18 protein-coding genes are annotated in these 25,032 nt (G+C 54.5%); 11 read left to right on the forward strand and 7 right to left on the reverse strand.

Annotated features, from left to right (window positions below):
• Positions 1-5: 5 nt before the first annotated feature.
• Complete coding sequence (locus C8N40_RS13505; protein WP_245905119.1) at positions 6-1,160, reverse strand: acyl-CoA dehydrogenase family protein; 1,155 nt, start codon at positions 1,158-1,160, stop codon at positions 6-8.
• Between the two features lie 288 nt (positions 1,161-1,448).
• On the opposite strand from C8N40_RS13505, the gene C8N40_RS13510 reads away from it, so the two are divergent.
• Entirely contained in the window at positions 1,449-3,104 is a 1,656-nt protein-coding gene (locus tag C8N40_RS13510; RefSeq protein ID WP_108212403.1) for a M28 family peptidase, read from the forward strand.
• A 155-nt stretch (positions 3,105-3,259) separates the two neighbouring features.
• Here the strand turns inward: C8N40_RS13510 and C8N40_RS13515 are convergent, their stop codons facing one another.
• The 5 genes from C8N40_RS13515 to C8N40_RS13535 all read right to left on the reverse strand — a co-directional run bounded on the left by C8N40_RS13515 (position 3,260) and on the right by C8N40_RS13535 (position 13,117).
• Entirely contained in the window at positions 3,260-4,225 is a 966-nt protein-coding gene (locus tag C8N40_RS13515; RefSeq protein ID WP_108212298.1) for a cadherin repeat domain-containing protein, read from the reverse strand.
• A 12-nt stretch (positions 4,226-4,237) separates the two neighbouring features.
• Positions 4,238-5,788: a RagB/SusD family nutrient uptake outer membrane protein gene (locus C8N40_RS13520; RefSeq protein ID WP_108212299.1), complete on the reverse strand. Its 1,551-nt coding sequence runs from the start codon at positions 5,786-5,788 to the stop codon at positions 4,238-4,240.
• Positions 5,789-5,813: 25 nt separating this feature from the next.
• Positions 5,814-9,125 carry a SusC/RagA family TonB-linked outer membrane protein gene (locus tag C8N40_RS13525; RefSeq protein ID WP_108212300.1) on the reverse strand — a complete coding sequence of 1,104 codons (3,312 nt, stop codon included), beginning with the start codon at positions 9,123-9,125 and terminating at the stop codon, positions 5,814-5,816.
• Between the two features lie 17 nt (positions 9,126-9,142).
• The gene (locus C8N40_RS13530; protein WP_108212301.1) at positions 9,143-10,174 is read right to left on the reverse strand and encodes a FecR family protein; all 1,032 of its coding nucleotides are present in this window, start codon (positions 10,172-10,174) and stop codon (positions 9,143-9,145) included.
• Positions 10,175-10,375: 201 nt separating this feature from the next.
• Positions 10,376-13,117: an alpha-amylase family glycosyl hydrolase gene (locus tag C8N40_RS13535; RefSeq protein WP_245905120.1), complete on the reverse strand. Its 2,742-nt coding sequence runs from the start codon at positions 13,115-13,117 to the stop codon at positions 10,376-10,378.
• A 433-nt stretch (positions 13,118-13,550) separates the two neighbouring features.
• Between C8N40_RS13535 and C8N40_RS13540 the strand changes: the two genes are divergently transcribed.
• From C8N40_RS13540 to C8N40_RS13575, 8 genes are all read left to right on the forward strand, one after another.
• On the forward strand, positions 13,551-15,041 hold the full coding sequence (locus C8N40_RS13540) for a sensor histidine kinase (protein WP_108212303.1): 1,491 nt from the start codon (positions 13,551-13,553) through the stop codon (positions 15,039-15,041).
• Positions 15,034-15,429 (forward strand): response regulator, encoded by a 396-nt coding sequence (locus C8N40_RS13545; RefSeq protein WP_108212304.1) that lies wholly within the window; start codon positions 15,034-15,036, stop codon positions 15,427-15,429. Before C8N40_RS13540 ends, C8N40_RS13545 begins: the two co-directional genes overlap by 8 nt.
• A 59-nt stretch (positions 15,430-15,488) precedes the next feature.
• Complete coding sequence (locus C8N40_RS13550) at positions 15,489-16,610, forward strand: PAS domain-containing sensor histidine kinase (protein ID WP_108212305.1); 1,122 nt, start codon at positions 15,489-15,491, stop codon at positions 16,608-16,610.
• Positions 16,611-16,843: 233 nt separating this feature from the next.
• Positions 16,844-17,248, forward strand: coding sequence for a response regulator (locus C8N40_RS13555; protein WP_170114105.1), 405 nt, complete (start codon positions 16,844-16,846; stop codon positions 17,246-17,248).
• Between the two features lie 85 nt (positions 17,249-17,333).
• Complete coding sequence (locus C8N40_RS13560; RefSeq protein WP_108212307.1) at positions 17,334-18,386, forward strand: FUSC family protein; 1,053 nt, start codon at positions 17,334-17,336, stop codon at positions 18,384-18,386.
• 182 nt (positions 18,387-18,568) lie between these two features.
• Complete coding sequence (namA, locus tag C8N40_RS13565) at positions 18,569-19,642, forward strand: NADPH dehydrogenase NamA (protein WP_108212308.1); 1,074 nt, start codon at positions 18,569-18,571, stop codon at positions 19,640-19,642.
• A gap of 54 nt (positions 19,643-19,696) precedes the next feature.
• The gene (locus tag C8N40_RS13570; protein WP_108212309.1) at positions 19,697-19,981 is read left to right on the forward strand and encodes a GNAT family N-acetyltransferase; all 285 of its coding nucleotides are present in this window, start codon (positions 19,697-19,699) and stop codon (positions 19,979-19,981) included.
• Between the two features lie 124 nt (positions 19,982-20,105).
• Complete coding sequence (locus tag C8N40_RS13575; RefSeq protein ID WP_108212310.1) at positions 20,106-21,758, forward strand: M1 family metallopeptidase; 1,653 nt, start codon at positions 20,106-20,108, stop codon at positions 21,756-21,758.
• Between the two features lie 137 nt (positions 21,759-21,895).
• Here C8N40_RS13575 and C8N40_RS13580 read toward each other — a convergent pair whose 3' ends face one another.
• Positions 21,896-22,819 (reverse strand): mechanosensitive ion channel family protein, encoded by a 924-nt coding sequence (locus C8N40_RS13580; protein ID WP_108212311.1) that lies wholly within the window; start codon positions 22,817-22,819, stop codon positions 21,896-21,898.
• 346 nt (positions 22,820-23,165) lie between these two features.
• Here C8N40_RS13580 and C8N40_RS13585 point away from each other — a divergent pair, with 346 nt between their 5' ends.
• Entirely contained in the window at positions 23,166-23,837 is a 672-nt protein-coding gene (locus C8N40_RS13585) for an RNA polymerase sigma factor (protein ID WP_108212312.1), read from the forward strand.
• Between the two features lie 151 nt (positions 23,838-23,988).
• Positions 23,989-25,032 carry an aldose epimerase family protein gene (locus C8N40_RS13590; protein ID WP_108212313.1) on the forward strand — a complete coding sequence of 348 codons (1,044 nt, stop codon included), beginning with the start codon at positions 23,989-23,991 and terminating at the stop codon, positions 25,030-25,032.

Raw genomic sequence — 25,032 nt, forward strand, 5'->3', positions numbered from 1 at the left:
GCGGCTTAGCTTTCGAGGATGGGTTGCTCCAGCAAGGCGCGCCCCAGCCAGGTATAAAGGACATCTGTGGTAGGGGCCATGATATGTGCGGCACGGGCGTCACGCAGTAGGGTCTCAAGGCGGGAGTTATCGCGGTAGGCAATGCCGCCCGAGAGGGTCATGGCTTCGTTTACCACCTCTACGCAGCAGTGCGCCACCTCGGCTTTGGAGGAGATGATGGAAAGTATAGCCGACGCGTCTCCGCTGTCGTACTGCCGGCAAGCATGGTAGATTAACTGACGGGTGCGCTCGATTTTTGCCCATAAAGTGCCCAGCCGGTGTTGCAGGAGCTGGTTCTGGCTCAGCGACATGCCGCTGTGGCGGTAGGTGCGGTGCATCATGTGCTCCCGCGCCTGGTTAAAGGCCGCCTGTGCCAGTCCCAGGTACGTGCCCGACATGGCGGTCAGGAAATAGGGCGCCACCACCTGGAACATGTACCACAACTGGTCGCCCTGTTCCCCTAACAGGTTTCGTGCCGGCACACGCACATCTTTCAGCGCCAGGCTGCGCGACGAGTTGCCCCGCATGCCGATGCCATCCCAGTCCTTCCCCCAGTTCATTCCCTGGCTGCCGGCTTCCACCACTACGCAGGAAAACTCATGCTGCATGGCCTCCGGGTCCACGCCCATCGTGGAGATCACGTAAGAATCGGCCTGCCCTCCGTTAGTAACAAAAGTTTTCTCGCCGCGCAGCATAAACTCATCTTTGGAAACCGATAAGAGTTGTGTCTGCGGAAAATAAAAATGCGCCCCTGTGCCAGGCTCGCTCAGCGCCAGGGTGGTCAGGTGCTCGCCGGCAGCGATGGGTTCCAGGAAGTGCTTTTTCTGATACGCAGTGGCTTTGGCCGCTATCATGGCTGTGCCCACACAATGCATTCCAAAGCAAAGCCCCGCAGAGGCCGACTCCTCCCCCAGGATTTCGCATGCCTGGGCCAAGCCCAGCAGCCCCTGTCCAAGCCCGCCGTTTTCCAGCGGCACCACAAAGCCTCCCAGCCCCTCCTGCTGCAGCTGGCGCATGCTTTGCTCCGGCCACCGGGCTTCTTTGTCTACCGCGTCGGCCTCGCCGCGAACGGTGCTTTCGGCAATCTGCCGGATCAGGTCAAGTGTTTTATCCAGGTTCATGAGCATCTAACAGTATACCGGAAAGGTAGTTAAACATATACCTCTTGCTGCTGCTAGCAGAAAGTATGGCGGGCAATCGATAGGGTATAAAGATAAGGAATACAGTGCGATAACCTAACCATCCTACCCCCGATGGTTTACCCATCTGAAAATCAGCCCGCATACGTTCCATACTTGTTTACAACCTTCTGCGATACGAAAAGTGCCTGATTTTTCACCGCCGGGCTAGTAGAGGTGGGATAACTGCCGCTGAATTGTTTTATTTACAGGATGATCAACAAATCAACCATGAGACTGAGAAGTATAGCCACGGGACTTTGCCTGGCTCTGGCCCTGCCTGCAGCCCTTGCCCAGTCGCCGGAGGTGCCCAGGAAGGTGGCCAAGGCGATGGAGAAAGTGAAGCCAACCGATATCCGCAACCACATTGCCTACCTGGCCGACGACAAGCTGCTGGGCCGCAAGCCCGGCACCCCCGGTTACCAGATGGCGGTGGATTACGTAACCGACCAGTTCCGCAAACTGAACGTGCAACCTGCCGGAAAGAACAATACCTATTTGCAAACCGTTCGCGTGCGCACGGCCTTCACCAACCCCGATGCCACCATGCAACTCACCGCAGATGAAACCGGCGTGGAGGAATTGGCCTATGGTAAGGATTTCAGCATCTTCCCGAATGCCGGGCAGGAGCAGGTGACCGTGGATGCGCCGCTGGTGTTTGCGGGCTTTGGCATCAGTGCCCCCGACATGAACTACGACGACTACGCCAACCTCGACGCGAAAGGTAAAATCGTGGTGATTCTGCGCGGCACGCCTGAGGGCTTCCCCTCCACGGTAGCCTCTTACAGCACCGACTACCAGACCATCCTCAATACGGCGGCCAAGAACGGGGCTGTAGGTGTGCTGGTAGCTTCCCTAAACCCGTCGAGCAACCTGCCTGAGTTCTCTACGCGCGGCATGTCCAGCGTGATGGGGGCTGACGGGAAGGTAGCCGCCTCGCGCAGCTACCACGAAAGTATAAAAGTGCTGGGCATGCTCCACTTCAACGTGCTGCAAAAGCTGATGGAAGACGCGAACCTCGATCTGGTGCAAGTAGCCACTAACCTCCGCAACGGCCAGCCTGCCTCGGCCGACCTGCCTTTCAGCATCCAAACCAGCTACAGCAACCGCTACGAAGACATCGAAAGCCCGAATGTGGTCGGTAAGATAGAAGGCTCTGACCCAGTGCTGAAAAACGAGTATGTGGTGCACAGCGCCCACCTCGACCACATTGGCGTGGGCAGGCCCATAGACGGCGACTCGATTTACAACGGCGCCCACGACAACGCCTCCGGCGTGGCCAGCCTGCTGGAGATTGCCCGGGTGTACAACAACTTAAAGCAAAAGCCGAAGCGCTCTATCCTGATTGTGATGGTAACGGCGGAGGAAATGGGCTTGCTCGGTTCGGCCTACTTTGCCAAGCACCCTACCGTGCCTGCTTCGCAACTGGTTGCCAACGTGAACACCGACATGCCCACGCTGATTGCGCCGCTGCTGTCGGTGGTGCCGCTGGGGGCTGCCCACTCCTCGCTGCAGGAAGAGGTGCAAAAGGCCAGCACTTACCTGGGCCTGGACGTGGAAGAGGACCCGGAGCCGGAGCAGAACCGCTTTGTGCGCAGCGACCAGTATAGCTTTGTGGTGCAGGGCGTGCCGGCGCTCCACATCAAGTATGGCAACAAAACCGCAGACGGCAAAAACAACCTCGACGAGACGGTAAAAGTATGGCGCGAGAAGTATTACCACAAACCGCAGGACAACTTCGAGGGCGGCACCTTCGACTTCGACGCGGCCAAAAAGTATGTGCAGCTCAACTTCCTGATCGGCTACCTGGTAGCCCAGGACGCGCAACGACCTACCTGGAACGAGGGCGACTTCTTCGGCAACAGGTTTGGAAGTATAAAGGAATAGCCTGAGAAAGTATAAATAACCGCTCAGCAAGTATAGCCCAAAGTATAGAACACACTATAGCTTACACGCTGCAGCTGGTTTATACTTTACTATAAACGAAAACAGCCCTGAGGCTTAGGCCTCCGGGCTGTTTTTATACTTGGTTCGGTTATTACTTACTTAATAGTGTAAGTATAATTACCGGCCTCACTTAGGTTTAATTCAATCTCATAAGTACCAGCGGCGGCAATTTTTATATTAGCACCTCCATACTCAAGGGATCCATTCGCACCATCATCTCCGAGGTTGATATCCCATCCATCGTTGGCTCTGAACTTTATTTCGCCTGCCTTCAGGGTAAGCGTGCCCTTCCAAACCATATCTTTCGCGTCGTAGGTAAGGTCCTGGTCGCTATCCCATCCGCCGGCTGTTGCATCACCAATAACACCCCAGCTCGTTTTAGTGGCTGACCAGGTATTATCATTCAGATCCGCTTTGAGCAAATAATAGCCTGGCTCTGAAGCTGTAAGGTTACCGGCAGATCCATCGGTAGAAAGGGCACCACCTTCACCGGCTCCGTAATTTGTATTGTCCCAGTTTGGATGACTTGTAAATTTGAACTCGGTATTGGAATTAGGGAAATTTACATATCCCTCATACTTATCATCCTTGCCTAGGGAAATAATTTTAGGAGCGCTTGCCGGATCCCAGCCCTGGTGAGAACCAGGAACCCAAAGCGTAGGAAAGCCGGGTGCCTCTTTGAAGTGCACATTCTTTACTTTCTCAATAGAGCCGGAGCTCACTTTCAAAGTATAATCGCCATCCCATTCCCCACTTTCAGGAACAGGGATATCCTTGGTAAAGACAAACTTGCCACCCGGGTTGGTGATAACCGTATCAAACACAGAATTGCCACCTCCTGCCTGTCCCAGTGAAATGCGCAGTTCTGAGGCTTTATTGGCAATCACATTGACGCTGTACATATTTCCAAAGAACACCGTATCAGGGGTAATCTGGTTTATAGTAACTGCTAAATCATCCAGTGACTTCCAGTCTTCATCCTCACAGGATACGGTTGCGAAGGTTAAAGAACACAACGCAAGCAACGTCAAAAGTTTGGAGAATATCGTTCTTTTTAACATAACTCAATTAGTTTAATAACCAGGATTTTGTACCAAGTTCGGGTTCGCAGACAGCGCTGTGGTCGGGATAGGGAAAAGGCGCTTATAAGTCTCGCCGGGATTGGCCGGCTTAAACAGGTTAGCTTCTTCCCAGCGGCCAAAACGGATCATATCAGTACGGCGCGTCATTTCCATTACCAACTCACGGCCACGCTCATCATAAAGCGCGTTCAGCGTAAGGTTTGCAGCCGTAAAGCGCTTCGCCGGGTTGTTGTTAAAGGCCCGGTCGCGGATCTGGTTCACCAGGTCCACCGCCTCAGCCATGGTCCCGTTAGAGGCGCCTCGCAAAATAGCCTCGGCTTTCATAAGCAGCACATCGGCATAACGGAAAATGATCACGTCATTGTTGGCGTTGTTGCTCACCGCGTTAGGGTCTGGCTGATATTTCACGTTGCGGGCACCGGCCAGGCGGCCTTTGTCGTCTTCGCCACCCAGGTCAAAGGCAGGGAAGTAATAAGGGTCCAGCACCACATTTACGCCGTTGTAGATCAGGTTACCTCCTTCGGCATTTTTCTGCTGCCCGTAGAGCCACTGCGATTTACGGAGGTCGCTGTCTTCAAACTTATCGAAGAACGTAGGCGTGGTGGTCCAGCCGTTCCAGGGGTCTGTGGTCAGGCCGTAAGTAGTGCGGTGGCCGTAATGCAGCGTCTTGTTAAAGAGCAGGTTACCTTTGGCTTTGATGGCGTCGAAGGGTACCGAAAAGATTGGCTCCTTAAACTGTGCTCCGTTAGTTGGCCCGAACATAGCAAAATAGGTTGCTGATGACTCCAGCGCATACTTACCAGACTCGATTACTTTGTTGCAATTCTCTACTACCTTGTCCCACTGGGGGGTGCCGGTGTATACTTCCGCATTAAGGTATAGTTTGGCCAGCAACGTATACGCCATCCATTTGGTAGGGCGGCCATAGGTAGTAATGCTTACGTCCTCGCTCAGCAATGGAGCGTTCTCCTCCAACTCGGATGCAATAAAGGCAAATACCTCCGCTCGACTCTCCTGCGCCGGCGCCGCCGCCGACTGGTCGAAAGTGGTCACAATTGGAATATTGCCGAAAGCATCCATCATGTTGTAGTAGTACCAGGCGCGCATGGTTTTTATCTCGGCCAGGGTCTGCTGCTTGCTTTCCGACTCCGGTGCATCTGCCAGCATGGTCAGGATGCGGTTACAGGTGCCGATAGCGTTAAAGCCCCAGTCCCAGGAGTTGCGCATCAGGTCGGTTGAGGGGGTCCAGGTATGGAAGTGCATGGCCTGCCAGCGTCCTCCGTCAGCCCAGTCGCCACCACGGGTTGGCACCACCACCTCGTCGGTCCCGGTCTGTTGCATGTCGTAGAAGTTGGTGTCGAAGAACTTCTGCGCGGCCACATACACCGGTCCTGTTAAAGCAGCAAATTGCTCAGGTGTTTTCGGGAAATTCTTATCCGTATAGACAGAGTATACTTCCTCGTCCAGATCGGTACAGGCTGGCATAGTTCCTACGGCAATGCACCCCAGCAATAGGAAACCTCTTTTTATAATCTTATGCATGTTCGTTTCTTTTTAAAGTGTTGGACTAAAAGCTCAGGTTCACGCCGATAAGGACAGACCTGGTCTTAGGGTAATAATTGCGGTCGTCAATACCCGGCGCCAATCCACCGAGGTTTACTTCTGGGTCTACACCAGTATAATCGGTTATCGTGAACAGGTTCTGGCCTGACAAGTATACACGGGCGCTGGAGAAGTATTTTAGCCCGCTTACATTCAGGTTATAACCCAGTGTGGCATTGTCCAGGCGCAGGAAGGAGCCATCCTCTATCCAGCGGCTGGATGCTACAGGCGCCTCAAAGATCCCATCCTCCACAGCATGTGGCGACAGGTTCGTTACCCCAGCCTGCAGCAAGCGCGACAGGTCAGCACGTGTTGCGTTAAATATCTTGTTCCCGTACACGCCCCGGATAAAGAAGCTTAAGTCAAAGCGGTTATAGGAAAAGTTGTTCATCCAGCCGTATGTGAGTTTAGGCAAGGCATTGCCCATTACTTGGTAATCGTCCGGTGCTTTAAGCTGGTCGGCTGTTACGAGTTCGCCGTTAGCACGCTGGTAAATTGTTTTGCGTGCCTCGGCATCGTAGCCGATATACTTAGGCGTGTAGAAGGTGCCGATAGAGAGTCCCGGTTGCACCACCGACACGGTCTGGCCTGTCCAGCCATCCAGTCCGATGCTGCCTTCCAGGCGCTGCGAAACGGTCAGGTTACCGACATTGGAAGAAAGCCCCCCGATTTCGTTCTTGTTATGTGCCAGGTTAAAGCTGGTGTTCCAGTTCAGGTTGCTGCCTTCCAGCACCACGGCATTAAGCATTACCTCCACGCCTCGGTTCGACATGCTGGCACCGTTGGCAAGCAGGGTATTGTACTGGTAAGGCGGCATAGGCACGGTGTAATAGTAGAGCATATCATCCGTTTGCTTGTCATAGTACTCTACCGTACCGCTGATACGCCCATTCCAGAGGGCAAAGTCCAAACCAATGTTCGCCATGGCAGTGCTCTCCCACTTAAGGTCCGGATTCGGGTTTTGCGTCACACCGATGCTGTTGATATACTCCCCTTTGTAGAAGAACTGATCGGCTTGTACGCCATACCGCGTCAAGCTGGCATAGGGTGCAATGTTCTGGTTACCTGACACACCATAGCCAATGCGCAGTTTCAGGTCGCTGAATAGGTTCTGGTCACGCAGGAAGCCTTCCTCAATCAGACGCCAGCCTAAGGCGAAGGAAGGGAAAGTTGCCCAGCGGTTGTTAATGCCAAAGCGCGAGGAGCCATCGCGGCGCACCGTGGCGCTGAACATGTATTTCTCGCTAAAGTTGTAGTTTACCCTGCCAAAGAAGGAAACCAGTGTGGAGAACTCCTTAACGGGGTAGTTCTGGAAGTGCAGCAGTCCTTCCCCCTGGCCCAGGTTCAGGTTTGAAGAACCAAGGTCATCGGAAGTAAACATGGTGTTGGCTGCATTGATGCCATCATTACGAATGGCGTTTTGATAAGAGTAGCCAGCCAGCACCTTCACCTCATGCTTCTCGTTCAGCGTTTTAGAGTAGTTCAGGAAAGATTCGAAGATTTTTTCCTTGTGTTTCAGCGCTGTACGCTCTGCCCGGCCCATACCTAATGCAGCCGGCGAGTAGTCTTCGCGGCTCATGTAGTAGCTACGGTCGTAGTTTTCGAGCTGCAGGGATCCCATCAGGTCCAGCACCAGTCCTGGTAGCAGGTCTACGCCTACCTTGCCCGTGCCCAGTATAATGTTGCGGGAGCGCTCCTCGTCGCGCTGGTTAAGTATAGCCACTGGGTTGTTATAGTTCACCCGGCCCGGCACCTGAAAATACCCGCCATACTTGGCATAAGCAGGATCGTCAGATCTTACAGGCGAAACAGGCAAGTAACGGGCAGCGCCGTTAAATATGCCATAGTCGATGTGGCTGGAGTTAATGAAGCTGTTTACCGCTGATAAACCGATGCGCACCCGGCCATCAAAAGCATCCTGATCAACTCCTAATCGGGCAACTACGCGCTCTATATCATTTTTCTTAACAATACCCTGGTTGTTAAAGTAGTTGACAGAGGCGTTATACCGGGTTTGTTCCGAACCACCCGTGAAGCTGAGGTTATGGTTGTGGGAGATGCCGTTCCGGAGAACCTCGTCCTGCCAGTCGGTGCTATACCCGTCCTCGCTCTCGGCTACGCTCATGTTGTTGTCGCTCAGAAACTTCCTGTACTCATCGGCACTAAGCACATCTACTCGGTTAGCAACTGTTTCCAGAGCAGCATAGCCGCTGTACGCCAAGGTTGGCTTACCTGCTTTTCCGCGCTTTGTGGTCACCATGATCACGCCGTTTGCAGCCCTGGAACCATAGATGGCCGTAGCAGAGGCATCCTTAAGTACATCCATCGATACAATGTCGTCTGGGGCCACCAGGTCAATGGATACACCGGGAACGCCATCGATCACGTAAAATGGCGAGGTGCCCGCCGTAAGCGAAGAAGGACCACGCAGTTGGATGTTAGAGCCGCCTGTTGGATCGCCGCTGTTGCGGTTAATGGTAAGACCGGCCACCTTGCCTACCAGTAACTGATCCGGCGTGGCCACCACTCCCTTGTTAAATTCCTCTGGGGAGATAGAGGCTACCGAGCCTGTCACATCCTGCCTGCGCTGCGTGCCATAGCCTACTACCACAACCTCTTCCAAAGCTTTGGCATCAGTTTGCATGGTAATATTAAAAGTAGACTGATTGCCAACAATGACCTCCTGCGTCCGGAAGCCGATAAAGCTTAGCACCAGGGTAGAGTTAGATGGCACAGAGAGGGAGAAGGTACCATTGACGTCGGTAGAAGTACCGCGGGTAGTGCCTTTCACCACTACCGTTACACCTGGCAGCGGGTTTCCTGTATCATCTGTTACCGTGCCGTGGATGGACTGTTCCTGCCTGGCTTCCGAGGTTTTAGCAGGGGAAGCAGTTGGTGTGGCTACAGGCGCCGGAGTAGCATCCTTAACAATGATGTACACCTTGTTCACCTTTTTATAGGTGAGCCCTGCCGGAGTTAAGATGTTCTGTAACACAACCTCCACATCCTGCCCTTCACTTAGGCCATTAGGCACTTGCAGTTGTAGGTTTTGGGCGACATCAGCTTTGTAGGAGTACTGGATACCATACTTGCTGCGCAAATCCTTGAGCACATCGCCCAAGGACTTTGTAGAGGAGCTCTGCCCTACCACACCCGAGCTGGCAGCTAAGGCCACCTCACTCGTGTAATGCTGCTGGGCTGCTCCCGAAAAATAGAGGAAACACGCTGCCGTGATGAGGCCGTATTTCCTTGTTCGGTTTGTAGTTTTTTTCCACATAGGTATCTAGTTAATAATCAGTTATAGCTTATTGTAATATGTTTGTGCTGCTGCTGTATTTCCACATCCAGGGTTTCTGCTAATGTAGCCAGGATGTGGTTTGGGGTATTGTCGTTAAGGTAGGCGGTAATGCGTTGATGACGTAAGGCTGTGTCCGGGATTGACACGGTATAACCATAACTATGGTGGAGCAGTTGCGCTACTTCCTGCAAGGTTCTGTTTTCTAAGGCCAGGTGGTTACTTTTCCAGGCTGTGTATAATTCTGTCTGCACTTTCTTTTTGGTAATACCTTTAGCTCCGGTAACCTCCACAAGCTCGCCAGGCACCATCTCAAGCTTTGCTTCTTTCCCTTGGCTTTTCATGGTCAGGCTCACTTTGCCACTTTCCAGGATCACCTGTTTCTGCTGGCCTCTGCTGGACACGCTGAACTCTGTGCCTAACACTTCCACCTGCAGCCCATCGGCTGTCTTCACCAAAAATTGCTGTTTGTTGTGCTGATGGGTAACGCTGAAGAAAGCCTGCCCCTGTAGCTGTACCACACGTGCTTTATACTTTGGCCAGCTAGCCGGCACCACAAGCCTGGAGTTTCCGTTGAGCACTACCGTAGAGCTGTCAGGCAAGCGCAAGTGCATCCGCTCTCCGGCTGCTGTGGCATACGTAATGTTACTTTCCAGGGGTTGAAACAACAGATAACTGCTAACTAGCAGTAACACAGCTGCCGCAGCGGCCCAAAAGAAAGTATACTTGTTCTTTTCAGGATGTGGGATTGCCGTTTCTCCGGCTGCCTCCTCGTCAAAATTGTGACAGCCTTGACGCGCATAAGTGAGCTGCTCCCATATCTCATCCAGCTCCGTATCCGTGGTTGGAAATAGGTCATGAGATAAATGAAGCACCATCTCACGAGCCTCATTTACAGCTGCCCGCTGCCAGGGGTGCTCCTCCAAATAAGAACTCCACCAGAGGTCTCCCTCTGCTGTAGGGTGCTGCACCCACTCGATGAAGTCCTCATCCGTAGCAAAATCTATAGCCGTATAGTTCGGGTACTTCATTCGGTTTCTAAGCGTTAATCATAGTTCAGTGCCTGCTCACTAACTACTATAGCACTATCACCTCGTTTTTATCCCTCCCGAAACAAAATCTTTTTAAAAAGAAAAGTATGCCCTCTGCGGTATTGCTGCAGGCATACTTATTTCTTGAGTAGGCAAACATCTTAACCTCACATGGCCTTATACTTAGAAGTATATCTTTACTTATTCCGTCACCTTCACAAGCTTCTGCACCTGGTAGGTATCACCGGCGCGCAGGTGCAGGAAGTATAAACCACCCGGCATTGTATGTAGGGGAAGCGGTTGCTGCCATACTTCCTGGGTTTTAGCCAGCGATTCACGGTAAACCACCCGGCCCGTTACATCCAGCACCTGCAGCTGCACCTGTCCGCGGTAATCGCTCTCCAGGTATAAATTCACAGCGCCGGGGGTGGGGTTAGGAAATACTTTTATACTTGTGCCGGCCACCAGCAGTTCGTCAGCGGAAAGTATAATGCGACCCCAGGGGAGCAGGTTCGGTTTCGGCTGGTCCAGTTGCTGGGTCGTGAAAAGCCTGAACTCGCCTGGCTCAAGCAGGACCTCCCTCTGCGGATCGGTTACCAGCAGCTCCTCTCCGCTGAAGTAATCGTACCAGGTGCCCGCCTGCGGGAAACCTGACGGGGCCGTCTGCTGCTGCACATCAAAATTACCGATCAGAAACACGCTCATCTCCTCACTGCGAAGGGTGATGCGTTTGACGATGTTAGCCAAATCAAGAGAAAAATCTTCGGTTGCAAAAGCGGGCTGTGAGGTTTTAAGCTTGATCAGCTCCGCGTATACCTGGTAGAGTTTGGCCCGCTCGGGGTCGTTCTGGTACTCCCAACGGATCGGCTTGTTGCCGGTGCGGCCGTTCTCCTCTATCGACACATCGTACCCCAGCTCCCCGAATTGCCAGAGCATCTTGGGTCCCGGCACGGTGAGGGCAAAGGCGGCGGCCAGCTTGGCGCGGTTCAGGGCCGTGGGCAGGTTGCGGGTACTGTAGCTGCTGGTGGACTTGCCGTTTTGCTTCACGTCATACACCAGGCGCTCCTCGTCGTGGCTCTCCAGGTAGCCGATAACGTGCGGCTGCTCCCACCCTCTTACCTTGTGCGACAGCCACTGCGGGTTAGCATTTTGTCCTTTACCCAGCTGACGAAAATCGTGGTTGGCGTTGCCCCAGAACAGCATCCCGTAATTAGCCAGTTCCTTCTCCTCGGTGTTGTCGGCAAAATGCTCCAGAATGACATAGGCGGTCTCGTCTATTCGTCGGATGTCGTCGTAGATGCGCTTCCAGGTTGCTACGCGGTCGGCATCGTAGGCGCTCCAGGCATCCACGTTATCGCCCGTTTGCTTCTGGGTAAAGCCTTTGGAGAGGTCGAAGCGGAAACCATCCACGTTATACTCTTGGAGCCAGAACTCCGTCACGCGCTGCACCAGGGCCTGCGTGGCCGGGCTGTCGTGGTTAAAGTCGAAAAACACGCTATAAGGGTGCGTAGCCTGCGGATTAAAGTATGGATTGTCGGCTGAAGGCTTGTCGCCATCCCAGTACAGCTTCACGTAGGGGAATTCGTAGTCCGCCTGGTTGAGGACGATGTCCAGTATCACGGCAATGCCTGCCTGGTGCGCCGCATCGATAAACGCTTTTAAATCGTCTGCCGTGCCATAGGCCTTGTCCGGGGCAAAGAAGAAGGTCGGGTTGTAGCCCCACGACTCGTTTCCGGTGAACTCCATGACCGGCATGAGCTGAATGGCGTTTATGCCCAGCCTTTTAAAGTAGCCCAGGGTATCGGCCAGCGTTTTGTAGTTGCGGGTAGCCACGAAGTCGCGCAGCAGCAGCTCGTACACCACCAGTTGCTCCACAGCAGGCCGTTCGAAGTCAGGTACCTGCCACTTATACTTGGGCCGCTGGGTTTGCAGCACCGATACAATGCCCGTTGCCCCTTCCGGGTAAGGCTTCAGATTCGGGTAGTTGGCCGCAGTCAGGAAACGGTCGTGCTCCGGGTCCAGGATTTTCTCGGCGTAAGGGTCAGCCACGGCCAGGTCGCCGTCCACCAGGTACTGGTAAGCCACTTCCTGCCCTGCCGGGAGACCGGTCAGGCGCAGCCAGTAGCGTTCCCCGTCCGGCGTGCGGTTCATCAGGTGCTCCTGTCTCGGTTGCCAGTCGTTAAACTCCCCTACCGCGTACACATACTGTTTGCGGGGCGCGTAGAGCACCAGCACCACCTCCTCATCCTCCACGTAATTGATGCCATCCTGCATGCCGGCGGGCAGGGCAGCCACCGGAGAAGTCGGCCTAATCATGTACTCCAGTACATCCGTGGCGTTTTCTGTCTCTGTTTTCGCCTCCACCACCAGGCGGTGGCGTAGCCCCCGGTCAGCGCCAGTGCGTAAAGTATAGCTGAGTTTGTCAGTTCCCTTTGCCCGGCGTACTTCCACGCCATCGTGCAGCAGGCGCAGGTCGGCTGCCTCCGAGGCCTTTACCTCCACTTGTATCGTGCTGTTAGGTGCGGCAAAGAAAAACTCCCGTTCCGGTTGCTGAAAAGCCACCTGAAAAGCCGTTTCATAAACAGGAATAATGATGTCTTCGGTTTGGGCAGTGCCGTTTCCGTTTTTCAGCAGCAGCCCCAGTTTGCGGATTGGCGCACCTGCCGGCACACCAAAGTACTGCCGAGGTACCAGCGTAATCTGCCACCTGTCATTACCCAGCGGTGTCATTCTGCCCGGCTCGAAGGGGGCGCCCCAGTTGGTTTGTCCGGCTGGCTGGTACTCAAAGGCATTCGCATCCTCGGAAGTCCCCGCCCCCGACCACAGGTATACATCGCCGGTTTTACCGAACAGGCCCTTCGCCCGGCTGTCCTTGGCCTGCTTCAGGTCGAAGGTGATGGTGACCGCCTTGTCTGCTGTTGGGAAGGCCGGATCGGTTGTCACTACCTGCGCTTGCAGCCGCCCGCTGCATAACAAAAGCCAAAACAGGAAAAAACAAGCGATAGGGGCATAAAGCTTCATAGGCAAGCGGTTGATTTAAGGTGAGGTGACACGTAACTTAGGCCCGGCTATACGGGATAATTAAACGCCGGTTTTACTGCCTGAGTGCGAAAGGTAAAAATCAAAGGATAAATAAAAAACACTACCGCTTCGTTTATTAATTATAGACAAGGCAGCGCTTTTTTATTGCCCACCCATACTTTGGACTGGATTTGAAGTTTTTATTAAAATAGCATAAAACAGAACTTGGTTTGTAAATCTTGTGTATATTCGTGCGAAGTTATGCATTGTTTTCGCACAGCCATACAGCGGTTTTTGATGACGATTTAACAAATGATGCTCCTCTAACTTTTAGCCAAAACATAAAAACAGCCGCTTGCAACCTCCTGTACTAAAAGAGATTGACCAGGATTACTCCCGCGAGTTTTATCGCGCTGTTGTGGGTAATAGCATAGATTTGATCGCTGTGCTGAGTGAGGAGTATGCCTATACGTTTGTGGGCGAGTCTGTGACGGCTATACTTGGCTATACCCCGCACGAGTTGCTCGGCCAGCCAGCCTTTGCGTTCATCCACCCCGAGGATCTGGCAGGAGTAAAGGAGGCGCTGAACAGGCTGCTGCTTTTTGAACCGGCCCAGGTACCTGCCTTCCGGTTCAGGCACAAGAGCGGCGAGTGGCGCTGGCTGGAGGGCACCGGAAAAAACATGCTGCACGATGAGCACGTGCGCGGCATTCTTACCAGCTCCCGCGATGTAACAGCGGCCACACAGCTGGCCTATGAGCTGGACCACCACCAGGCTTACTACAAGTCGCTGTTCTTCGAGCACCCCGATACTGTTTTCACCCTGAACCTGGATGGAACCTTTAAAAAGGTGAACGGGCACCTGCACAAGCTCACCGGCTACGACGCCCACGAACTGCTCGACCGGCCCTACTACTCGCTGCTGCACCCCGACTCGCTGGAGACAGCGGCAGAGGCCATGAAGAAAGTATGGGCAGGCCAGGCCCTGACGCAGGAAGTATGCCTCATCACCAAAGAAGGCGAAACCAGTAACGTCAGTGTGTCCATCATGCCGGTATACTTCCGGGGAGAGCTGCAGGGGGCGCAGGGCATCGCCAAAGACATCACGGAAACCGTAAAGTCGCAAAGGCTCCTCATCAAGCTGGCCGACGATGTGTACAAGCACAACCTGGACCTGCAGCAGTTCACCTACATGATCTCGCATAACCTGCGCGCCCCGGTTGCCAACGCCCTGGGCCTTGTTCAGCTGGTGCACAGGCTGCCCAAAGAAACGGCCCACTATGACGCCGCCCTCGAAAAGCTACATGCCTCCGTCGAACAGCTCGACACCGTGGTGAAAGACATTAACGAGATCCTGTCGCTGCGCGAGGACGGCCGCGTGACCAAGCGCGAAAACGTATACATCAGCCATGTTTGCCAGCAGGTGCTGGATCAGTTTGAGCATCAGATAGCCCTTACCGGGGCGCAGGTGCAGGTAGAGGTGGACCCCAGCTTCCGGCTCATGTCCATCCGATCTTACCTGTACAGCGTCCTGTACAACCTGATCTCCAACAGCCTGAAGTATAAATCCGATTTCAGGCAGCTGGAACTAAGCATAAAGGCAGAGCGCGACAAGCGGGGCTATGTGCTCACCGTGCGCGACAACGGTTCGGGCATGGACATGCACCTGGTGCAGCACCAGCTCTTCCAGCTGTACAAGCGCTTCCACCCCAACACCCACGGCAAAGGCATTGGCTTGTATCTGGTAAAAACGCAGGTGCAGGCCCTGAACGGTAAAATAGAAGTTGAGAGTGCCCCCGACCAGGGCACCACATTTAAGATATATCTAGGAGCAAAACATGTATAACAAGGTTTTCATTGTGGATGATGACGAAGTGAGCATCTTCCTGACAGAGACAATTCTGGAGGCCGAAAGCTTTGCCACCGAATGCAGGGGTTTCCTGGATGCGCAGCAGGCCCTGCAGAGCCTGCTGGAAAGCGCGGAAGGCAACGAGGAGGCGCTCCCGGAAGTTATTTTCCTGGACCTGAACATGCCCTTTCTGAGCGGCTGGGACTTTATAGAGGCCCTCGCCCCGTACGAGGAGGCTCTGAAAGGCCGCTGCCGCATCTACATCCTGACCTCCTCGGTGGACGAGCAGGAGCGCCGGCGCGCCAACAGCAGCAGCCTGGTGGCCGGCTTTCTGCAAAAACCCCTGGAAGACCAATGGGTTCTGCAGCTCAAGAGGAGCTACTAAGCCAACAGCATTTTACCACTACCACCCTATTACACTACACAACACAAACTTAACACCCGATGAACGTTTTCTACTCACCCCTGCAACATAGCGCCGGGCTCGAGTCTATGAGGCTGGAACAGCTGAACAGGCGCTACTTCAACAATTACCCTGACGCGATTTACACGATCGGGATGGATAATGCCTTCCATACGGTGAACAACACCGTGTGCCAGGTGCTGCAGCGCAGCCGGGAGGAGCTCGTCGGGCAAAGCTTCAGCCTTTTCATTCACCCGGAGCACTGGGAGGAATCGGTGGGGTACTTCAGGGCCGCCAGCCAGGGAGCTCCGCAACGTTACCAAACCGTGGTGCTGCGGGAGAACGGGGAGTCTGTTTTTCTGGATGTTACGAATTTCCCGCTGAAGGTGGACGGGGAGATGGTGGGCATACTGGGCATCGCCAAGGATATCACCCTGCAGAAAGAGCGCGAGCGGGCCCTGCTGCAAACCTCGCAGGAACTGCAGCGCCAGAACGAGGAGCTGGAGCTGTTCCGCAAGATCATCGCCCACGATTTCCGGAGCCCCATTGCCCGCCTGCTGGGCCTGGGCAAGCTCCTGCAAAAAGACAACCTGCCCGAGAAAACAAAGCAAACGGCTGTAAACGCTATCCTGCAATCGGCGCAGCAACTGGACGGCATGGTGCGCGACCTGAACCAGATGCTTACCTTGCACCACCAGGGCGACGAGCCCCGCGAGCTGTGCGACGTGGAGGAGCTGGTGCAGCTCTGCCTGAGTGATCTGCAACAAGAAATAAGCAATGCCGAGGCTACCGTAACAATGGCCGGCTCCGAAAGTCTGCACCTTTTTACCGTCAAGGCTTTCCTGACCAGCATTATTCGCAACCTGCTCTCCAACGCCATTAAGTACAGGCAACCGGGGCGACCGCTTGAAGTGGTCGTCTCAGTGGTGCAGCACGATAACGAAGCGGTGATTTCGGTGGCGGATAATGGCACCGGCATGGACCTGGAGCAGGTAGGCACCTCGCTGTTTAAGATGTACAAGCGTTTCCACCACGAAATAGACGGCAAAGGGCTTGGCCTCTACCTGGTAAAGGAGCAGGTCCGGCTGCTGGGCGGGCGCATCGAGGTGGAAAGCACCCCTGGCGCGGGCACTACCTTTACCCTCCGGCTCCCCATACTTTAATTTTATACTTTTATACTTTCCCCGCCCGGTTTTCAGGTAAAGTGCTTTTGCAGATACCCTGTATGGCCGCTGGCTAAATTTATGCTTCCCTCTACTAAGCAAGTATAAATCCTGAGGTACCCCGGCCTGGTTTACCCGTACATCCCGTTGGCTTGCCGCCATGCCCTGCCTGCACCAGGCGGGCACGAATGCAGCTTGCCGCAGAAGCGCTATGTACTTGCAATAGGGATCCCGTGTTCGAGAAAGTGTATATCATTGATGATGACGAGGTAAGTATATTCCTTGCCCAGACCATGCTGGAAGCAGAAGGGTTTGCGCGGGAGTATGAATCCTTCCAGAACCCCTGCGACGCAATCTATCAGCTGCTGCCCGGCCTGCAACAGGAGGAAGTTGAAAGTATACCCGATGTCATATTCCTGGACCTGAACATGCCCCAGATGGACGGCTGGCACTTTCTGGACAGGCTGTGCCCGTACGCTGAGATCCTGAAACGCAGCTGCCAGCTCTACATCCTCACCTCCTCCGTCGATTCCATGGATACCAGAAGGGCCAAGAGCTATGATTTTTTGGCAGGTTTCCTGCAAAAGCCCCTCGAGGAAAGCGCCATCCAACGTATACTCCATGGGCCTAACTCCTGAGGCCGCCCCCCTTGCCTTAGCTCCTTCTACCGCTGGTCTCATCGCTATTTCATAACTTTGGGGCTTGCCATCGGTATAGTTTTGTATGCCCCAAGTCATAAATTTCTTCGCCCGCATCGGGCTGTCCCTGCAGATTGTTAAAACGGCGCTGGCTGCCACCGTGTCCTGGGTTGTGGCCACCACTGTGCTGGGCTCTGAGTACCCTTTCTTTGCGCCGCTTGCCTCTATCCTTACCGTGCAGGTGACCGTGGCCGACTCCGTGGAGAAAGCCACCCAGCGCATTATCGGCATTATCGGGGGCGTGGCCGTAAGCCTCTTGATTGGTCACTGGCTCAGCATCAGCACGCTCTCCATTTTCCTGGTCATCATTATCGGGATGGGCATCTCCAGGGCGCTGCGCATGAACCCGCAGATAGTATCGCAGGTGGCGGTCAGCTCCCTGCTGGTGCTGGCGTTCGGGCTGCAGGAGGATGGCTATGCAGTGGAGCGTATTGTAGAAACCGTGGTGGGCTCGGTGGTGGCGGTGCTGATTAACGCCCTGATTGTGCCGCAGAACGCCATCCCGGAGGTAGAGAACAGCATGCTGGCGCTGGGCGAGCAGGGCACCAGGACACTGCAGTTTCTGGCAAGGCAGCTGCGGCAAACCGAGAAAGGGCAACTGGTGGGCCGCCAGGAAACCGACGCGCTCATCGCCGCCACCGAGCAAAGTATAAAATCGCTGCAACTGGCCGAGCAGAGCCTGAAGTATAACCCCTTCCTGACGCGCAAGCGCACGCGGCTCAGCCGACTGGCCATCGGCGTGAAGCGACTCGAGCATATCACCACACAAATCAGGGGTATCCGCCGCGGCATCGCGGACCTGAACTCTGGCCGCATCTTTGAAAGCGAGCTACAGGACACGCTGGCGCTGCAACAGGCCATGGAAGCCACGGCGGTCTGCATCAGCCTGTTTAGCCAGACGATGGTGGGACCTCCGGAGAAACACCGCCCGGCCCTGTCGGCAAGTATACGGGAGGCCGAAGAGCGGCAGAACCATTGCCTTGGCACCTTGCGCAGCATCCGCACCGACCGTACCATCCGCGACGTGGGCAGCATTCTGACCGACCTGAACCGCATACTGGCTGAGGCGGCACGCTAGCACTTATGTTGCGGCGCGGGCTTAGGTACACTGGACCATACTTTTGCTTATACTTGCGCACAACCAAGGGGCAGAATTTATATGCACAACAACCATCTGCACCATACTCCTAAACCCGAAACCTTACAGCAGAGTAGCTGTTAACTTGTACTGACCTATACTTTTAAAACAGGATTTAAACTATGTCTATACTTTTCTCCCCCCTCACCCTACGCGACATTACCTTGAAGAACCGGATTGTCGTATCGCCCATGTGCATGTATAGCAGCCAGGACGGCTTTGCCACCGACTGGCACCTGGTGCACCTGGGCAGCCGTGCCGTGGGCGGGGCTGCTCTTGTTTTATCAGAAGCTACGGCCGTGGTACCGGAAGGGCGCATCTCTCCACATGACCTGGGCATCTGGAAAGACGAACATATTGAAGGGCTCCAGCGCATCACAAAATTTATTTCGGAGCAAGGTGCTGTGCCGGGCATTCAGCTGGCCCACGCCGGCCGGAAGGCCAGCAGCCACCGACCCTGGGAAGGAGGCGGCCCTATCTTCCCGGAGGAGGTGAATGGCTGGCAAACCGTAGCTCCCAGCGCTATCGCTTTCTCCGAAAATGGCCCTGTGCCGCACGAGCTCTCGCTGTCCGAAATTGAAAATGTAATCGATGCTTTTGAGGCAGCCGCCAGGCGCTCCCTGGAAGCCGGGTTTAAGGTTGCAGAGATACATGCCGCCCACGGCTACCTCCTGCACGAGTTTTACTCCCCTATCAGCAACCAGCGCACCGACAAGTATGGCGGCTCGTTTGAAAACCGCATCCGGCTGCTGCTGGAGGTAACCGAACGCGTGCGCCAGGTATGGCCCAAGGACCTCCCGCTCCTCGTGCGCATCTCCGCCACCGACTGGACCGAAGGCGGTTGGACTGTAGATGACTCAGTAGCGCTGGCAAAAGAGCTGAAGAAGCTGGGCGTCGACCTGATTGATTGCTCCACCGGAGGCAATGTGCCGCGCGCTTCCATTCCCGTTGGGCCGGGCTATCAGGTGAAGTTTGCCGAACAGGTGAAGCAAGAGGCAGGCATTCTGACAGGTGCTGTGGGCATGATCACTGAGGCCAGGCAGGCAGAGGAGATACTGGCCAGCGGGCAGGCCGATGTGGTGCTGCTGGCGCGCGAGCTGCTCCGCGACCCCTACTTCCCGATGCACGCGGCGCAGGAACTGGGTGCCGGGCATACCTGGCCACCGCAGTACGAACGCGCCAAGCCACGGCAATAGGCTGAACAAGTAGCTTCGGCAAGCGTTAAAGTATACACACTAAAAAACTGAAATATGAGCCATACCATAATTCATGATGAGGAGGAGCTTCGGTTCTATGTAACCTTCGGGGAGGAAGAGGCTGAACTGACTTACTTTTACACCGAGGATCAGATCATCGACTTCGAGCATACGTTTGTGCCCGATAGCCAGCGCGGCAAAGGCCTGGCAGGCAAACTGGTTAAAGAGGGCCTGGAGTTTGCCCGGTCCAACAACTATAAAATCATCCCCTCCTGCCCGGTGGTGGAGGCCTACATCGAGCGCTACCCGGAGTACAAGGACATGGTGCATCCCGAGTAGCACGTATAAATGGCGGCAACCGTGTTGCCCGAAAGTATAAATCAGCTATCTTAGCTAGCGCATCCTGCTTAATGTATATTTTAGGCAGGATGTTTCTTTTCATACCAACACAAAACGCTTGTTCATGAAAACACGCCACTTGCTACGAACAATGGCTCTGGGAAGTATACTTTGCCTTGGCACCGCCGCTGCGCAGGCACAGGAGTTCACCCGGCAGGATACCCTGCGCGGCAGCATCACCCCGGAGCGCGCCTGGTGGGATCTCAGCTTTTACCACCTCGACATCGCCGTAAACCCGCAGGACAGCAGCATCTCTGGCAGCAACACCATCCGCTACAAAGTGCTGGAGCCAAATCAACAGCGCATGCAAGTGGATTTGCAGCCGCCCATGCGCATTAGCCGGGTGACGCAACAGGGCAAAGACGTGCCGGTGCAGCAGGATGGCAATGCCTGGTTTGTGCAGCTGCGGGAACCGCAGCAGGCGGGCACGGAAGGCGAGATAAAAGTATACTATAGTGGCAAGCCGCAGGTAAGCGAGAACCCACCCTGGAGCGGCGGCATTACCTGGGCGCGGGATGCCAACGGGAAGCCTTGGGTAGCCAACTCCAACCAGGGCGATGGCGCCAGCCTCTGGTGGCCCTGCAAAGACCACATGTACGACGAACCCGACAGCATGCGCATCAGCGTGCGTGCCCCGAAAGGCCTCATGGACGTGAGCAACGGGCAACTCAAAGGCGTGCAGGAGCATGCCGATGGCAGCAAGACCTACCATTGGTACGTCGCCAACCCCATCAACAACTATGGCGTGAACCTGAGCATCGGGGATTATGCCCATTACGCGGAAACTTACAAAGGAGAGAAAGGAGAACTGGCCCTGAACTTCTTCCCGCTGCGCTACAACCTGGACAAGGCGAAAAAACAATGGGCGCAGACGCACCAGATGCTGGAGGCGTTTGAGCACTGGTTTGGCCCTTACCCTTTTTATGAGGATGGGTTTAAACTGATAGAGGTGCCTTACCTGGGCATGGAGCACCAGAGCGCAGTGACCTATGGCAACGGCTACCAGAATGGCTACCGGGGCCGTGACCTGAGTGGCACCGGCTGGGGCCTCAAGTTCGACTTCATCATCATCCATGAGGCCGGGCACGAATGGTTTGCCAACAACATTACCTACAAGGACGTGGCCGATATGTGGATACATGAGAGCTTCACCAACTACTCCGAGTCGCTTTTCCTGGATTACCACTACGGCACCCAGGCGGCTAACGAGTACGTGATTGGGCTGCGCAACATCATCCAGAATGACATCCCGATTATTGGGGTATACAACGTGAACCAGGAAGGCTCCGGCGACATGTACCCGAAGGGCTCCAACATGCTGCACAACCTGCGCCAGATCGTGAACAACGACGAGAAGTGGCGCAGCATCCTGCGCGGCCTCAACAAGGACTTCTACCACCAGACCGTGACCACGCAGCAGATCGAGAGTTACCTGAGCCAGCACATCGGCCGCGACCTGACCCCGGTTTTCGACCAGTACCTGCGCGATGTGCGCATTCCGAGGCTGGAGTATAGAGTGAACGGCAAGACCCTGCAGTACCGCTGGGCCAATACGGTAGATACGTTCAACATGCCGGTAAAGGTGACGGTGAACGGCGAGGCACAGTGGCTGGAACCCACCACCACCTGGCAGGAGCTGAAGCTTAAAAAGAAGAAGCCGAAACTGGAGGTAGACCCGAACTTCTATGTAACCGCACAAAACGTTGCCGCTGCTTAGCCGCACCCAAAGTATAAAGTATAAAAGACCGCCCCTTTTCTGGTGGCGGTCTTTTATTTTAGAGAGGTTCAGAAGTATACTTCACCTATCCGGCAAATCAGGTTCTGGACCTTATTCTTCAACGAGGAAGTATAACCCTACTCCCGCCTGGGTATGTCCGTTGGCTCCTGGCCGCCGTCACCGCGGTAGAAGCGGGTGGCCGGCAAGGCAAACTGAATATCAGGCGCACTCATGAACCTGGTGAGCACATCTTCCCATATCAGGTGGGCACTTTGGCGCCGCCGCATCATGCTGCACACAAAGCGCATCGTCAGCTCGATACCGTTTTCACGCACACTGGTGTACAGGCGCGGGTCCAGGTTATTGTAGAAAATGAGGTGCTGCTGCGACTGTCGCCTTACCTGCTCCCGGGCAGCCTCTGTCAGCTGCTCGGCATGCTCGTGCATGATTTCGTAAAGTATACTTTTTGCCTTCTGCCAGTTGCTCTCAAAAGTGATGCGCACCGATACCTCCTCCCACAAAAACGGAAATCCGAAATTATAATTAGCCTGCGGCTCTGTAAACACCTTCATGTTCGGGATGTTCACCACGCGTCCGGTCGCCTGGTCGGCCTTCACCCAGCCCTGCAGTTCATTCAGCGTAAACTGAAACAGCCGCAGGTCTATCACATCCCCCACATGCTCCCCAATCTGTATGCGGTCGCCGACATGAAACGGGCGCTTCCAGATAATGAAGACCCAGCCGGCCATGTTAAGCACCGGCTCGCGGAGGGCCAATACCAAACCTGCTGAGAGCAGCCCCAGAAAGGTGGCAATAGAGCGGAAACCATCGAACCAGATGTAGGTCAGGAAGACCAAGCCAAGCACCGTGATGCTATAGTTGGTAGCCTTTCGCCACTGGTATCGCTTCCGGATGTCGGCCTGGTGCTTGTTGATGAAGCGCTGCAAAAACAAACTGATAAGCCACAGTACAAAGAGAATCCCTACCGAGTAAAGCAGCTGAGCAAAAAATTCGGCAGAAAGCCCTGTATGGTCGGAAAGCCAGTAAAAAAATTCACGCATGAGCCTTGTGTTATGCTGATGTTCAGAACATGCACCTCATGTATACTTTACCCGCAGCCGCTATGGTTACTTTTGGCTTCAGATTTACGCCTCCCTGGTATGGCTAGGCATATTAAATGAGTGAGTACTAATGCACCTTCTTCAAATCAATTCAACCTCTAACCTGCTACAGCACAGCACCTAAGCCGGTCGCTGTTCTGACACTAATCTCCGTGCAACTTATTATAGTTTTTATTGTATCACAATATTCCTAAATTTGTCGTATCTGTCGCTTAAAAAGGACTGCCTAGCCGAAGGAGAAGCACAGTGCTGCAGGCTGGCTGCCGCAATTACTACGACGGTTCGTATGGAAGAGCAGGAAATATGGAAAAGGTTTAGGGAAGGGAGTGAGCACGAATTCACCTTGCTGTACAGGCGCTATGCTCCTGTCATGCTCCGCTATGGGCACCGCCTTTCTTCTGACCCGGATCTGGTGAAGGATTGCGTGCAGCAGGTTTTCTTCCAGGTATGGAAGAGCAGGCAGAACCTCTCCACCCCTCCTAGCGTGCGCAACTACCTGCTCAAGGCTTTCCGGTGCGAGCTTGCCAAGAAGGCCACTTTTATCAGCAGGTTCCAGTCACTCCCCGATGACTCTCAACTTGGAACGGAGACCTCGTATGAGGCAGAACTCATTAAACTGCAGACCTCTGATTTGGACAGCCAGCGTATCAGCCAGTTGCTAACCAAATTGCCGGAGCGACAGCGCGAGGTCATCTTTTTGAAATACTACACCGGCCTGCAGTACGACGAGATGGCCGATATCATGGGCATTGACCAGAAATCCGTTTACAAGCTCACCTACAAAGCCATTGACAAGCTGCACAAGCTGTTTCATGTTCCTGAAAAACAGGAGTCTACCTCTTTACGCAAACGTGTGCGCGTGTTGGCCAGCAGCCTGGCCCCCTCCCCTGCCGAAGAAGCTGCCCCGGCTCTGGAAAAGCTTCCCGCAAGCGGTAAGTTAGCGCTCAATTTTGACTAAAGTTTCCCACATTGCTGCCGCATTTATTGGCTTTCTGGGCTAAACCAGCTAACTTATAACCCGATTTTGCCCAACTCCCCGACTACGAAAACAAGTATGCCTGGGCTGACAGAAAGGCAAAAGGCATCACCCACATTACTAACAACATAGCATGCATATACAGAAAGAACCCTTTGGTACTGCGCCGGGCGGTGAGCAAGTATACCTGTATACCCTTACCAACCAGCAGGGCCTTCTTGTCAGGATCACGAACTACGGCGCCATTGTCACCTCCTTTGTAACACCTGATAAAAATGGCGAGATGGGGGACGTGGTGGCAGGTTTTAACGAACTTGAAGGGTACATTCCCAATGATCCGCACTTCGGTGGTATTGTGGGGCGTTTTGCCAACCGCATCGCCAGGGGTAAGTTCACGCTGGACGGGCAGGAGTATACCTTACCGGTAAATGACCCACCGCACCACCTGCACGGCGGCAACGCAGGTTTCGACCGGGTGGTGTGGCAGGCGGAGGAACTACCCGAGCAGAATGCCCTGAAGCTAACGTACCGCAGCCCGGATGGGGAAGAGGGCTACCCGGGCAACCTGATAGCCACGGTAATTTATACCTTAACGGATGATAATGCCCTGCAAATTGATTACAGCGCCACTACCGACAAAGCCACGCCCGTAAACCTGACCAACCACAGCTACTTTAACCTTTCAGCTGGCAAAAGCAACGACATAAGCGGCCATATCATTCAGATAAATGCCGCTTCCTATACCCCGGTTGATGCTACTTTTATCCCGACTGGGGAACTGGCTAGCGTGGCGGGCACCCTGATGGACCTTCGGGAGGCGCAGCCGATTGGCAAGCACCTGCTGCAGATTCCGGGTGGTGGCTATGACCATAACTATGTGCTCCCTAACACTGACGGAAGTATAATTAAGGCGGCCGAGGTGTTTGAGCCTGTTTCGGGGCGCGTGCTGGAAGTATACACTACCCAGCCCGGCATACAGTTCTACACCGGCAATTTCCTGGACGGATCGCTTACCGGCAAGAACGGCCAGGCTTATACAAAGCACTACGCCTTCTGCCTCGAAACGCAGCACTTCCCTGACTCTCCGAACCAACCGGCTTTCCCGTCTGCCATACTTCGGCCGGGCGAAATCTACCGGCAGCAGACGCTGTACCGGCTCTCGGTGCGGAATAACTAA

Origin of the sequence: Pontibacter mucosus, assembly GCF_003054055.1 — a bacterium.
Lineage (GTDB): Bacteria > Bacteroidota > Bacteroidia > Cytophagales > Hymenobacteraceae > Pontibacter > Pontibacter mucosus.